Annotated in this window: 18 protein-coding genes; 2 read left to right on the top strand and 16 right to left on the bottom strand. The window is 42.9% G+C overall.

The genetic code is table 11. The features are described from left to right. Positions 1–32: 32 nt before the first annotated feature. Positions 33–311, bottom strand: coding sequence for an HU family DNA-binding protein (locus AC6HZ4_RS11300; RefSeq protein ID WP_497495093.1), 279 nt, complete (start codon positions 309–311; stop codon positions 33–35). Between the two features lie 31 nt (positions 312–342). Here AC6HZ4_RS11300 and AC6HZ4_RS11295 point away from each other — a divergent pair, with 31 nt between their 5' ends. Next, entirely contained in the window at positions 343–675 is a 333-nt protein-coding gene (locus AC6HZ4_RS11295) for a hypothetical protein (protein ID WP_497495092.1), read from the top strand. Here AC6HZ4_RS11295 and spoIVA read toward each other — a convergent pair. The 9 genes from spoIVA to AC6HZ4_RS11250 all read right to left on the bottom strand — a co-directional run bounded on the left by spoIVA (position 665) and on the right by AC6HZ4_RS11250 (position 8,147). Beyond that, positions 665–2,143 carry a stage IV sporulation protein A gene (spoIVA, locus tag AC6HZ4_RS11290; RefSeq protein ID WP_497495091.1) on the bottom strand — a complete coding sequence of 493 codons (1,479 nt, stop codon included), beginning with the start codon at positions 2,141–2,143 and terminating at the stop codon, positions 665–667. The genes AC6HZ4_RS11295 and spoIVA overlap by 11 nt on opposite strands. Positions 2,144–2,330: 187 nt before the next feature. Beyond that, positions 2,331–3,047, bottom strand: coding sequence for a YphF family lipoprotein (locus tag AC6HZ4_RS11285; protein WP_497495090.1), 717 nt, complete (start codon positions 3,045–3,047; stop codon positions 2,331–2,333). 13 nt (positions 3,048–3,060) lie between these two features. Continuing rightward, a complete protein-coding gene (locus AC6HZ4_RS11280; protein ID WP_497495089.1) occupies positions 3,061–3,264 on the bottom strand; it encodes a DUF2768 domain-containing protein in 204 nt (67 codons plus the stop codon). A 274-nt stretch (positions 3,265–3,538) separates the two neighbouring features. Further along, positions 3,539–3,799, bottom strand: a complete 261-nt coding sequence (locus tag AC6HZ4_RS11275) for a stage VI sporulation protein F (RefSeq protein WP_497495088.1) — start codon at positions 3,797–3,799, stop codon at positions 3,539–3,541. A 201-nt stretch (positions 3,800–4,000) separates the two neighbouring features. Continuing rightward, a complete protein-coding gene (locus tag AC6HZ4_RS11270; protein WP_497495087.1) occupies positions 4,001–5,023 on the bottom strand; it encodes an NAD(P)H-dependent glycerol-3-phosphate dehydrogenase in 1,023 nt (340 codons plus the stop codon). Positions 5,024–5,042: 19 nt separating this feature from the next. Next, positions 5,043–6,353, bottom strand: a complete 1,311-nt coding sequence (der, locus tag AC6HZ4_RS11265; RefSeq protein ID WP_497495086.1) for a ribosome biogenesis GTPase Der — start codon at positions 6,351–6,353, stop codon at positions 5,043–5,045. A gap of 112 nt (positions 6,354–6,465) precedes the next feature. Continuing rightward, positions 6,466–6,654, bottom strand: a complete 189-nt coding sequence (locus AC6HZ4_RS11260) for a capping complex subunit for YIEGIA (protein WP_497495085.1) — start codon at positions 6,652–6,654, stop codon at positions 6,466–6,468. Next, positions 6,651–7,544 (bottom strand): YIEGIA family protein, encoded by an 894-nt coding sequence (locus AC6HZ4_RS11255; RefSeq protein ID WP_497495084.1) that lies wholly within the window; start codon positions 7,542–7,544, stop codon positions 6,651–6,653. Before AC6HZ4_RS11255 ends, AC6HZ4_RS11260 begins: the two co-directional genes overlap by 4 nt. 3 nt (positions 7,545–7,547) lie before the next feature. Beyond that, the gene (locus AC6HZ4_RS11250; RefSeq protein WP_497495082.1) at positions 7,548–8,147 is read right to left on the bottom strand and encodes a YphA family membrane protein; all 600 of its coding nucleotides are present in this window, start codon (positions 8,145–8,147) and stop codon (positions 7,548–7,550) included. A 114-nt stretch (positions 8,148–8,261) separates the two neighbouring features. On the opposite strand from AC6HZ4_RS11250, the gene AC6HZ4_RS11245 reads away from it, so the two are divergent. Further along, a complete protein-coding gene (locus AC6HZ4_RS11245) occupies positions 8,262–8,396 on the top strand; it encodes a YpzI family protein (RefSeq protein WP_497495081.1) in 135 nt (44 codons plus the stop codon). A gap of 202 nt (positions 8,397–8,598) precedes the next feature. Here AC6HZ4_RS11245 and fni read toward each other — a convergent pair whose 3' ends face one another. The 6 genes from fni to AC6HZ4_RS11215 form a co-directional block, all read right to left on the bottom strand. Continuing rightward, on the bottom strand, positions 8,599–9,654 hold the full coding sequence (fni, locus tag AC6HZ4_RS11240; RefSeq protein ID WP_497495079.1) for a type 2 isopentenyl-diphosphate Delta-isomerase: 1,056 nt from the start codon (positions 9,652–9,654) through the stop codon (positions 8,599–8,601). A 13-nt stretch (positions 9,655–9,667) separates the two neighbouring features. After that, the gene (rpsA, locus tag AC6HZ4_RS11235; protein ID WP_497495078.1) at positions 9,668–10,816 is read right to left on the bottom strand and encodes a 30S ribosomal protein S1; all 1,149 of its coding nucleotides are present in this window, start codon (positions 10,814–10,816) and stop codon (positions 9,668–9,670) included. A 187-nt stretch (positions 10,817–11,003) separates the two neighbouring features. Next, a complete protein-coding gene (cmk, locus tag AC6HZ4_RS11230; protein ID WP_497495077.1) occupies positions 11,004–11,681 on the bottom strand; it encodes a (d)CMP kinase in 678 nt (225 codons plus the stop codon). 125 nt (positions 11,682–11,806) lie between these two features. After that, positions 11,807–11,971 (bottom strand): DUF5359 family protein, encoded by a 165-nt coding sequence (locus tag AC6HZ4_RS11225; protein ID WP_497495670.1) that lies wholly within the window; start codon positions 11,969–11,971, stop codon positions 11,807–11,809. Positions 11,972–12,034: 63 nt separating this feature from the next. Continuing rightward, positions 12,035–13,018 (bottom strand): YpdA family putative bacillithiol disulfide reductase, encoded by a 984-nt coding sequence (locus AC6HZ4_RS11220; protein ID WP_497495076.1) that lies wholly within the window; start codon positions 13,016–13,018, stop codon positions 12,035–12,037. Between the two features lie 116 nt (positions 13,019–13,134). Then, positions 13,135–13,662: a peptidoglycan recognition protein family protein gene (locus AC6HZ4_RS11215; RefSeq protein ID WP_497495075.1), complete on the bottom strand. Its 528-nt coding sequence runs from the start codon at positions 13,660–13,662 to the stop codon at positions 13,135–13,137. Position 13,663: the final 1 nt, after the last annotated feature.

Raw genomic sequence — 13,663 nt, 5'->3', positions numbered from 1 at the left:
ATCCAGCCATTTCCTTCTGGGCACCTTCTCTTTTACGCTTCTTGTACTGCGTCTTTCAATGCTTTGCCTGGTTTAAAAGCAGGTACCTTGCTAGCTGCAATTTCAATCTCATCGCCAGTTTGAGGATTGCGCCCTTTGCGAGCAGCACGTTCACGAACCTCAAAGTTACCGAATCCGATTAATTGTACCTTATCACCATTTTTTAATGCATCTAAGATTGAATCGAAAACAGCATCAACAGCTTTCGTTGCATCCTTCTTTGAAAGTTCACTTGCTTCCGCAACTGCATTAATTAAATCTGTCTTATTCATGCCATTCACCTCCTCCCAAAGGGACCACCGTATGAATATTAATAAAGTGAGTCTTATTTTCATTTGTAGGCAAATTCTGCAAGTTCTATACTACAAAGATGCAGATAATTCTTTATCAACGCCTATATTATATGATTCTTCCTTAGAATTCAATATTTTTAAAGAAAATGTTGCCAAGAAAACAGGAAAAAAATCGAAATCAACGCAAATTCTGCTGCATCTTGGGATATACCCGCTCTTTCGAAAGCTGCATTATATTTGGTTTATAACAGAAAAAGGGATTTCAACATATTTTCTCCAAAAATATGTTATTTCAAAAAAAAGAAAAAGGCTCCCAAAAGAGGAGCCCTGTTTTATAAAATAATGGCAATCAGACCACCAGAACCTTCATTGATAATACGCTCGAGCGTTTCTTTAAGCTTGTAGCGAGCATTCTCCGGCATGAGGGACAGCTTCGCCTGAATCCCTTCACGCACAATAGAGCTAAGTGAACGTCCAAAAATATCAGAGCTCCAAATAGAAAGCGGGTCATCCTCAAAGTCTTGCATTAAATAACGAACCAGCTCTTCACTTTGCTTCTCTGTTCCGATGATCGGCTCAAAGGTTGACTCTACATCTACTTTAATCATATGGATGGATGGTGCAACAGCTTTTAGCTTCACACCAAAACGAGAACCGTGACGAATAATTTCTGGCTCATCGAGGCTCATATCCGCCAAAGCCGGCGCCGCGATGCCATATCCAGTTTGTTTGACCATACGTAAGGCATCAGCCACTTGATCATATTCCGTCTTCGCGTGGGCAAAATCAAGCATTAGCTTTAACAAGTGATCCTTGCCCCGAATTTCAACACCGACAATTTCCTTCAAAATTTGATCATATAGCTCATCCGGCGCATATAGATCAATTTCTGCCACTCCTTGCCCCATATCAATACCAGCAAGGCTCGCGTGGTCAATAAAATCATATCCGCCAAATTGCGATACAACACGATCCACATCGCGCAGACGCTTAATGTCCTTGACTGTTTCCTGAACCGCTTCTTGATAACTTTGACGCAGCCAATGGTTTTCATTTAGCACCATAACCCAGCTCGGCAAGTTCACATTCACTTCGAGTACAGGGAATTCATATAACGCCTCGCGTAGTACATTGAAAACATCGCCGTCTCTCATTCCTTCTACACTCATCGCCAAAACAGGAATGTCATATTGTTCAATCAAGCTTTGTCTTAGCTGTTCAGTGTCTGGATGATACGGCTGCACCGTATTAATAATCATGATGAAAGGCTTTCCTACCTCTTTCAACTCATTCACAACGCGCTCTTCTGCATCCAAATAATCACGGCGCGGAATCTCACCAATTGTTCCATCTGTTGTGATAACAACACCGATTGTAGAATGCTCCTGAATCACTTTACGAGTTCCGATCTCTGCCGCCTCATGAAATGGAATTGGTTCTTCATACCATGGTGTACTAATCATACGCGGGCCATTTTCATCCTCATATCCCTTTGCTCCGGGCACTGTATAGCCGACACAATCGACAAGGCGGATATTAACAGCTAAGCCCTCCTCGACATGAATGGACACCGCTTGATTTGGAACAAATTTTGGCTCAGTTGTCATAATTGTTCTGCCTGCCGCGCTTTGTGGCAGCTCATCTTGCGCTCTTTGACGATCGCCTTCACTTTCAATGTTCGGAATCACAACGAGCTCCATGAACTTTTTAATGAAAGTGGACTTTCCTGTACGAACGGCACCTACTACCCCTAGATAAATATCACCGCCTGTACGCTCGGCAATATCTTTGAAAATATCGACCTTTTCCAAGTGATCCCCTCCCCAAGAGTTGTTGGAAATGAAATTGCGATCATTCTAGTAGTTAGGACATTACATACTTATGATGTTGTCCGAGTTGTATGACTATTTTAAAAGAAATTTTTTCTTCGTTGTGAAGTCAGAAGAAGTAAAAAAACCCTTCTTTTAGAACGTATTCCTAAATCGAAGGGTTCATGACTTATTGCACGAAAAAAACAGGCTGTTTGTCCTCTACGGTGTAGGGCAGAGAATACGCCGGTACAAAAGGTGCTTCCTTTGTCAGCAAAAAACGAATATCGCTGCCCGGCTGCACTTTGTCTCCCTCCTTCCGCAGCGCTTCATATAAATCCACACTGTAATCTACATAAATCTCTCCTTGCCCATCAATCACTAAAGGCAAGTTTTTGCCAGAGTATGGACTCACAACATACGGTTCTTCCTCATACCCTAGCTTTTTGTAATCTAGTGTATAGACACCGTTTGCAAGGACCTTTTGAAATGGCGGATATTGATGCTGATCGCGGTACATTTGAAGCTTTAACTTTACATCACGAATCTTTTCAGTCACGCGCAAATCGATAAGTTTTACCGTGGGCTTCGTTTCCACATCAATGAGCACATACTGATAGATACCGCCATTTTCAAACGAATTGCCGGGCGGCTCCTGCATAAAGCGAGGCATTAATTTAGCAAACTCAATGGGGTACTTTTGATACAGAGGCGTGCTCATATCGCGCGTTTTAATCGGAAGCAGGCCTCCGCTTTCCTTCTGAAAGGAGTCTACCGCTGACTGTACGGCCGCAAGCTGGTCAGCATACGGCACTTGGTTTTGCTGTAATTTTTCCTGTGGATACAAGCATCCTGTTAGCACACTTACAACACATAGCATCATGATTATAACTGCATTGTTTTTCATATACACCCGTCCTTTATTCACTTACCGGACCGCTAAATACAACAATAAAAATAATAAATCCTGACACAATCATCAATACATACGCAAGAAAGGCTGTAACCCCTTTCAAAATCTTGTTCTGGATTTTATAACGGCTCAGTAAAATAAACGTAACTGAAATAAACATAAATGCGATTGCCCCAAGCGCAAACCACATTTTTATTAACCCAACAGACATACATACACCCCTTTATGTAATGACACTCTAGTACTATAGCTCTTTTTTATTTTAGCAAATTATGTATCCAAAGAAAAAGTAAAAATACAGGATCTATACGAAAAGAGCCTGTGTCCCTTCCCCGCTGCAAGAGGCACAATAAGAAACGGAAGCAAAGAGGGGCATCCTCGCTTCCGTTGACCAAATATCTCCCATTACCAACCCATGTTCCCGTTATACACAGTATCATATGCTATATGAAATACGGATGGTTCCCGCTTTTATGAAAGTTGTGCTATTTATTTTTAAATAAATTACTTAAAGAGCTTAAATCAGTTGGAATGTTATTATTTACGATGGCCTTTACAATTTGCTCTTCCTTCTCTTTTGATACTGGACGCCCAGCAAGCAAAGCGACTTGCTGAATGAGCTGGCGCAGTACCTTTTCATCCTTTAAATTCGCGTTTTGCACAGAAGCAGCCAGCTTAAAAATATCATCTTTATTTACTTTTGTTTGCTTTTCAATGTTATCAAAAAAATTGTTGCTGCCGTTCATGAAATCCACCCTCTCCTGTAATCTACAATCTATCGTATGCAAGAGCGGAGAATTGGTGAAAACACCCAATAAAAAACCTCATTGATTAGCAAAGACAAAGGCGCAGTTTCGCTTGCGTTTTCCCACCACGTCGAATGGCTTCTCATCTAAAGATTTACACTTCAAAAAAGCATAAAAAAAGAGAGCAGTGAGCTCTCTTCGTTATGATAAGTCAGGAATAGCTTCCATTTCATGCTTTCGGACACGCCCCATAAGCGATTCAACCGCCTCCTTGACGTCCTTTCCATTAAATAACACTTCATGAAGAGCTGTTGTAATCGGCATTTCCACATCCATTTTACCAGCAAGCTGGTAGGCTGCTTTTGTTGTGCGTACTCCTTCTACAACCATTCCCATATTCGCCAGTACATCCTCTAGCGACTGCCCCTTACCAAGCATATGTCCAGTCCGCCAGTTTCGGCTATGTACACTTGTACATGTAACGATTAAATCCCCCATACCAGTTAAGCCGGCAAACGTTAATGGGTTTGCTCCCATCGTTCTTCCCAAACGGGCAATTTCCGTCAAGCCGCGTGTCATAAGTGCTGCTTTTGCATTATCCCCAAGTCCCAAACCATCCGTAATACCTGCAGCCAACGCGATAATATTCTTCAGTGCTCCGCCAAGTTCTACGCCGATAATATCCGGATTCGTATATACACGAAAATAGCTGTTCATAAATAGATCCTGCACAGTCTCTGCTGCTTCCATATGCTTAGATGCTGACGTAACAGTAGTCGGATGACGTAATCCGACCTCTTCTGCATGGCTCGGACCAGAGAGAACAACAACAGAAGCAATGAGATGAGCAGGAATTTCCTCTTCAATCACCTCAGAAATGCGTTTAGACGAGTCCGGTTCAATCCCCTTGCTTGCATGAATAAATGTTACAGGACTGGACAGCATCGGCTTGATTTGCCGTAATACATCACGATATGCCTTTGTCGGCACAACAAGCAAAATATTTTCAGCGCCATGCAAGGCGTCCTCTAAGGAAGAATATGCACAGATTCCGTCCGGCAACTCGATCCCCGGTAAATAACGACTGTTCATACGAGTTTCATTAATCTCCTGCATAAGCTCCTCACGATGCCCCCACAGGCGAACCTCATGACCATTATCTGCCAGCACCATCGCCAAAGCCGTTCCCCAACTGCCAGCCCCTGCTACTGCAATAACTGCCATACAATCCCATCCTCTCCCATTAATCTCTAGCTCTTGCCAGAATCTTAATCGGTGTTCCTACAAAGTTAAATGCATCACGAATACGATTAATTAAAAAACGTTCATAGGAAAAATGCAATAATTCTGGATCATTTACGAACACAACAAAAGTTGGCGGCTTTACCGCTACTTGCGTTGTATAATAAATTTTCAAACGCTTGCCGTTATGCATCGGCGTCGGATTTCTCGCTACCGCATCCATGATGATATCATTTAGGATATTCGTTTGTACACGTAAATTATGGCTTTCGCTAGCCGCTTGAATCATCGGCAGCAGTGTATGTGTACGTTTCTTCGTTTTAGCGGACAAGAAGACAATCGGCGCGTAATCTAAAAATTGAAAATGCGCACGAATGTTTTCTTCGAATTCCTTCATCGTTTTCTCATCCTTCTCAACCGCATCCCACTTATTTACAACGATTACAACAGCTCGTCCTGCTTGATGTGCGTAGCCTGCAATTTTTTTATCCTGCTCAATAATACCTTGCTCGCCGTCTAATACTACAAGAACGACATCAGAACGCTCTATCGCTTTTAGCGCGCGCAATACACTATATTTTTCGGTACTCTCATATACTTTCCCTTTTTTTCTCATACCTGCTGTATCAATAATTACATAGTCCTGCCCGTCTTTTCGATACGGTGTATCAATTGCATCTCGCGTCGTTCCTTCAATATCGCTGACAATCACGCGTTCTTCACCGAGCAAAGCATTTACAAGCGATGATTTTCCAACGTTCGGACGTCCGATTAAAGAGAAACGGATCACGCCCTCGTCATAATCCTCACCTTCATATTTCGGAAAATGCTTTGCGACTTCATCAAGTAAGTCACCTAGTCCAAGACCATGCGCGCCGGAAATCGGAAACGGCTCCCCAAAGCCGAGCGAATAAAAATCATAAATATCCTCTCTCATCTCAGGATTATCAATTTTGTTCACCGCGAGTACAACGGGCTTTTTAGATCTGTATAAAATTTTTGCTACCTCTTCATCAGCTGACGTAACACCGTCTCGGCCGTTTGTTAAAAAAATGATGACATCCGCTTCATCAATCGCAATTTCCGCCTGCTGACGAATTTGTGATAAAAACGGTTCATCACCGATATCAATTCCGCCCGTATCAATAATATTGAATTCGTGCGTAAGCCACTCACCAGAGCTATAAATGCGATCGCGTGTTACACCTGGAATATCCTCCACAATCGAAACCCGTTCCCCGACAATGCGATTAAAAATCGTAGACTTACCAACGTTCGGACGTCCGACGATGGCAACTGTTGGTTTTGGCATATTACTTTCATCCTTTCTCTTACTAGTACGTATGTAAAAACCCCCTCTTTGCGCAAGAAGGGGGTATCAACAATATTTCCTATCTTTCAAGCATTACACATTATATCATATGTTAGAAGTGTTTCACAATAATATATACGTTCTCCTGCAACCTGTGCGCAATTCCATCAAGGATAGCCTCTAGGTTCGTTGCAACAAACTCCATTTCCTCTGTGGAGTTACATGTGAATAAAGGTGCTCCGCCTGCAAATTTACTTGCATCTGTCGTAATAACAGCAAGGATACATTTTTCCAATATCATGACGACGCATGCCCTCCTTTTGGCGCTTCAGAAGACAAGCGAATGGCATTTTCAAGCGTTGGAACATTACCGATAACCTTTATCGCTTTTTCCACATCCTGCTCCTGCGGAAGAACAAATACTCCAATTCGACCGTCGTTTAAATCACGCTTCGCAAGCGGCACAAGGGCCGGTGTGCCCGAGTCACGTACAACCCCGAGCCCGACAGCGACATCATGCAAAATCGCCTGCCGTTGTCCAAGGTTTGAAAGCGTAATATTCGCATCCATTGACTTTGGCTTTAATACAAATCCCATACCATACTGTATAATCTCCTTCTGTCTTGCCGGTAAACCGATGTTCATAATATAGATATTATCAATGTACAAACCGGCTCCTTCGAACCGAAGCGGGACGTGTTCAATCTCGACAATATCCTTCAGCCTGCTTCCAGACATGAGCGCTTTTGCAGCAAAGAAGGAAATAATACCTGCAATAATACCCGCAATAGGAGACCTAAAGCCAAAATATGCAAACGTTGTAACGAAGGACGCCATCATCGCCAAATAGTTGCGGCTCTCAAACACGAGCGCGATTCCTTCTATGTAGGTGCTGCCGCGCGGAACAAGCTCAAAGCCGTCAAGTTGCTGTAAGGTATTGCGTTCCATATTGCGCACATCGCGAAATTGCGAAGCAGCGAGTGTTAAAAACGTAAGCGCTGAAAAGTCCTTTTTTATAATAGAAGGAATGGCAACTGCTCCTAAAATGGCTGCAATAAATCCCATCGCGATATGAACAATTTTGCCATGCAAACGGGTTGGATATTGCCTTGTGTCGGTCTTTAGCATAATTAAACGTGTGATGATTCCTACAAGGATACCAAGTAAAATCGGAAACGTATAATGATTCATAGTCTAGCCTTGTCTCTCCCTTACTTGTTTTTGTTTGAATGGCTCCATAAACGATAATCCTTTCAAAGCTATAGACAGTACGCATAGTAAAAAAACAGTACATGCAACCGTATCTAGAAACAGCATAGATCCAAATTCATTATGGAAGCCATAGGGTTCTAAAACAACCGTGAGTAAAATCTCACCTTGTACAGCACCAACACAAAGCACAAAAATACGTTCTGTCGGCAAACGAATTAACACATAGGATACATATGCGAGCAATATGCTAAGAAACCATGTACGGTTCATAATAATCCAGACAGGATCATACAATTCAACAAGATGAACAATTGCATATACCATTCCTACTATTGTCGAACATACAGCATAATACAGCTTCGTCCAAATCGAATAACCGCTAATACCTATGATACCAATAGCCAGCAGGAAAAACGCTCCTATCCAGATGCGGAATTCCCCAAATGTTACCGCTGTTTGTGAAATAACTATCATGAACAAAATAGCCGCTGCGCTAATGAGACGCACTGTGCTTTTTTTCATAAAAAATGTAACAAAAATCCAACCGAGCCAAGAAAAGAAATAAAAATAGTGCCCTTCCACGCTACTACCTCCTATCATTTCCATTATAGGTGCTTTTTATGAAAAATAATCCTTCTTATGAGATTGCATAGTTCATCCCGAAACAGAAACACTTACAATAAGGAGGTGGAGAGGATGGGCAAAGACCGCCAAGAAAAGAAAATGAGAGAATCACGCCGCGTTCAATCCGACCGTGACCAAAACCTGCAATATCCAGGAGCTACCGGTCTGGATACACCAGAGCTCGCACGCGACCAAAATAAGCACTAAGAAAAGCGGACACGGTCGCTTTTCTCCTGTAGTAAAACAACCCGCGCACAAAACGTGTGGTTCGGGCGGAGTTTATTCACAGAAGTATTCCGTGTGCTCTTCACCCTCAAAGCCGCTTTTTCCTTTGCATGAGGAAGACTATTTTACGGTGAGGAGCAGACCGCGGGAGCTAGACATCAAAAAAGCGCGACATAACATTTTGTTATGTCGCGCTTTTTCTGCTGTAAACAGCAGTATTAATACCTCGTTCCGTCAGCCAATGATGCGTATAACCGCTAAGCACAAGCGGGACATGCTGTAATTCCTCAACAGTGTTTGCCCCAAGCGCTGTCATAATAAATACTAAATCCTCATGCAGCGCGGTCATTTCTTGTATTAAGGCTTCTACGCCATGATGTGCGAGTATACGTAAGAACTGACCGGCAAACGCCACAGCCGAAGCTCCAAGTGCAATAGCCTTTGCTGCATCTAAAGCGGTTTGCAAGCCGCCCGAACCAATTAATGATACACCACCGACGCTCGCAGCCTCCGCTAACGATGCTGCAGTAGGAATACCCCAATCATTAAAATAAGATAGAACACGCTGGCGCCGTTCGTTTTCAATACCGGCAAAATTTGTTCCACCAAAGCCGCCTACATCAATAATGGTTACACCTGCGCTTCGCAGCTTTTGTACCGTTTCTTTGCTCATACCAAAGCCAACCTCTTTTACAATAACAGGAACAGCGCACTCCTTAACAATTTTCTCGATGCGTCTGAGCGCACCTGTGAAATCACGATCTCCTTCTGGCATCGTCAGCTCTTGAATGGCATTTAAATGAATTTGCAAAGCATTTGCTTCAATCATCTCAACGGCATGCTTTGCCTGCTCAACTGTTGCTTCGCTTCCTAAATTTGCGAAAACGATTCCATTCGGATTTGCCTTTCTTACAATTTTATAAGAAAGCTCCTCCCGTTCATCTCGTAAGGCTGCCATTTGCGAACCGACCGCCATTGCCAAGCCATGATGCTTTGCAGCCAACGCCAAACCTTCGTTAATGCGCTCCGTTTCTGCTCCTCCACCACCCGTCATGGCATTGATAAAAATAGGCGAACTTAAGGAAAGTTCGCCTATTCTCGTCTGTAACGAGACATGTTCACATGACGTGTTCGGTAAGCTTTGATGAACGAAAGAAACATCCGAAAAGCCATGCGAGCGGGATTGCCCGGTAGAAAGCGCAAATTGAATATGATCTATCTTCCGCTGCGCTCTTGTCACAACCATCACCCGTTTATTTTCGTAATTTTTTTAACTGTTCACCGATAATGTCGCCCAATTGGAATGTGGACGATTCTGTTGTCGGTTGGTACTTGCTGTAATCCTCCTGCACTTCCGGTTCTGCGGATGCATCTTTAATACTTAAGGAAATACGCTTATTTTGCGGACTCACTTCAAGTACCTTTACTTTTACAATTTGTCCAATTTCAAGCGCTTCACTTGGATTCTTTACATGGCGATTGGCGATTTGGGACACGTGTACCAAACCTTCGATAGAAGGAAGCACTTCTACAAACGCCCCAAAGCTAACAAGACGCTTAACCTTTCCTTCTAAAATATCGCCAACCTTCACTTCATTTGCTACATTTTCCCAAGGACCAGGCTGAGCAGCTTTAATAGAAAGCGATACACGCTGCGTGCTTGGATCTACTGATAATACCTTTACTCTAACGGTTTGTCCTTCTGTTAATACGTCAGATGCCTTTTCAACACGATCATGAGAGATTTGCGAGATATGCACTAATCCATCTACACCGCCAACGTTGACAAATGCTCCAAAATCAGTCAGACGCTGCACAGTTCCTTCTAGCACTTCCCCTTCTTTTAATAAATGCAGCGCTTCCTTCTTCTTAGCTTCCATCGCTTCCTCTACTACTGCTTTGTGGGAAAGAATTACGCGATTTTTCTCCCGCTCTAATTCTACGATTTTCACATCTAATGTTTTTCCTTTATAATCCGTAAAATCTTCTACATAATGCGTTTCTACAAGGGACGCTGGGATAAATCCGCGAACGCCAAGGTCTACAACAAGACCGCCGTTTACGATATCCTTTACCGTTACGTCGAATGCTTCACCCGCTTGGAATTTTTCTTGCAGTTCTTTCCAGGCCCGCTCTGCATCAACAGCGCGCTTCGATAAAACAAGATCATCATCTTCCAGCTTGATAACTTGCAGCTCTAGAGTTTGGCCTTCCTGTACAACATCGCTTGCTTTCTCAATGTGCACATTTGCCAGCTCACTGATTGGAATCACGCCTTCTGTTTTGTAGCCTGCATCTACAAGTACTTGCTTATCTTCGACTTTTGTAACCTGAGCTGTGACAATATCGCCGACTTGCAGCGCCTTTGCTTCTACAACCTCTTCATTCATCTTTTCAACCATGGAAATACCTCCCTACTAAAATGAATTGCGTATTTATGTATATACGAAATGGAAAGAATAAGTTTCCATTTGCATGTTGGAAAAATATTTAGAAAATACCTTCTTTTACTAACTTCTAACAAATCTGAGAATTTGTCAAGTAAATTGTCTTCTTATAAAAATAAGGAAAGAGGTACCCGCTCTTTCCTTATTGTGCTAATTTCAAAGATACAATATCCATAATCTTCTCAACGACTTGTTCAATTGATAAAGACGTTGTATCTAATTCAATCGCATCCTCTGCTTTTTGCAGCGGTGCAAACTCCCGCTCAGAATCTAACTTGTCGCGCAGAGCAATTTCTTCCTTCAGCTTTTCTAAATCTGACGAAAAGCCTTTTTCGGTATTTTCTAGATAGCGTCGCTGCGCGCGCTCTTCAACAGAAGCTAAAAGGAAAACTTTCACTTCTGCATGCGGCAGGACGTGCGTCCCGATATCACGGCCATCCATCACAACACCGCCGTTTTCACCGAGAGCTCGCTGTCTCTTTACCATCTCTTCCCGAACAAGACGGTGCTTCGCAGGAATAGAGACAGTATTTGTTACCTCAGGAGAACGAATCGCATCCGTAACATCATTGCCATTTAAAAGTACATGCTGCCCATCTCCTCGATTCTCGAAGCGAATTTCAATTGCATCGAGCACGTCCATCACAGAGCCTTCGTCATTTACATCAATGCCACGATCTAAAGCAGCATATGTTAAAGCACGATACATTGCTCCTGTATCAATATATACGTAGGAAAGGGCTTTTGCGATAATTTTTGCAACCGTACTTTTACCTGCAGCTGCTGGCCCGTCAATTGCAATAGAGATTTTTTGATTCATAGTAACACCTCGTAGTTTCAACTGAAAAGAAATAGAGAAAAGCAGGAATCTGGCCTGCTTTTGTGATTTTTCCCGCGAAAGTCTTCATTTATTGTAACACAACCGTACAGAGAATCAAATGAAAACTACTTTCCTGTTTCCAAACTTTTTGTAACCGTTCCCTTTGTGACGCCCTCGTAGTATACAACCTTTGATAAATATGGTGCAATGCGCGGCTGCATCAGCAGCACCTGTGCCAACAAAAGAAGAAGAAACTGTATCATCACAAGTTTGATAATAAAACGCTCCACTCTTTTCAAACATACCCCACCTTGTCCTTTTTCACAGTTTAGAACAAGTGCGCATGATTTATACTACCGCCGCCGTTTGGCAATCTCTCCAGCAATGGCTTCCCCGTGAAACCGTCCGTTCTCAATAAATATTTCGTTAGCGTTATTTCCTGCCGCGATGACACCTGCAATGAAAATACCTGGCACATTCGTCTCCATCGTATCGGGGTTATGGAGCGGACGACCGGTCTCCTTATCGATTCCTACCCCCATGTTCGTTAAAAAACCGTGGTCAGGATGATATCCCGTCATTGCAAAAACAAAATCGTTCGCAATCGTTTTCTCTTCACCGTTCACTTCATATGTGAGCGTATGCTCTGTTATCCTCTTCACATGTGCGTGAAACTCCATCGTAATCGTTCCCTGGCGAACGAGAGCCTCGAATTCCGGTAAAATCCAAGGCTTAATGCTTGATGAAAAGACATCGCCTCGATAAAGCACCGTGACGCGCGCGCCTGCTTTTACAAGTTCAAGTGCCGCATCCACACTTGAGTTTTTACCGCCAATAACAGCTACATCCTGATCAAAGTATGGGTGAGCCTCCTTAAAATAATGGGACACTTTCGCTAAATCCTCACCTGGTACGTTCATATAATTAGGATGGTCATAATAGCCTGTCGCTATGATAACATATTGAGAACAATACTCTGCTGCCTCTCCGTCTTGCTTCGTTGTACGTATAACAAATGAATGATCCGCCTGCTTCTCTACATGCTCAACCCGCTCGAAAGCCTGTACACGCACCTGCTTCCGCTTTACAACCTCCCGATAATAAGCAAGCGCCTGATTACGAACAGGCTTTCGATTCTCTGTTATAAAAGGAACACCGCCTATTTCGAGCCTCTCACTCGTTGAGAAAAAAGTCTGATGGGTTGGATAATGGTAAATGGCATTGACGATATTGCCTTTTTCAATGACTAATGCATCAATTCCAATGTGCTGCAAAGAAATCGCTGCTGCTAAGCCGCATGGACCTCCGCCCACAATAATCACATTCTCTTTTTGCATACTGCTTCACTCCCCAACATTCCGTTTCGATAACCACCTATATAATATATAAAAAGAAAAAACCTACCATCAGAAGTAGGCACCCATTTGTATTGTATGCTTTTCTGCACTGTTTGTCACCTGAGCGATACGTACATGCGATATACATCTTTTAAAAATTGTGAGAATGTTATGCCTTGTTTCTTCAATACGTTTTCAGGATCGATTTTGCGTGCTGGGTCCAGTCGTTTATGCGACACAATATCTGTTTTGGGGTTCAGACCGTATACCTGGCATAGATATGCATGATACCAAGCAAATCTTGTATATGCGTCCCAAAAGCTAATATTCCCTCCGTAGCAAAGCTCTACGCCAATCGCAGCACTGTTTGCGTTATATCCGTACAGCTCATTATCAGTCGGGACGCTATATCTCACATGATACGCAACTTCGTCAATCGGAATCATCTCAATAATACGTTGATCGTCAACGAAGGTATGTGCAGACGACTTTGGCATCGTTTCCTGAAAATAGTCACGGTTCCCAATAGCGTTGCTCCCAGGATTTCCTGTATCATGCGCTACAATAAAACGGACCTTTGACAAACGGATGCCGGGTCTAGAGTTGCCATAGCTAATGTAGATTCGTTCTATCGGAAATCTCATT

It is taken from the genome of Ectobacillus sp. OTK (assembly GCF_059698935.1).
Note: the sequence above shows the minus strand (reverse complement) of the source record. Positions and strands in the feature narration are given on the sequence as shown.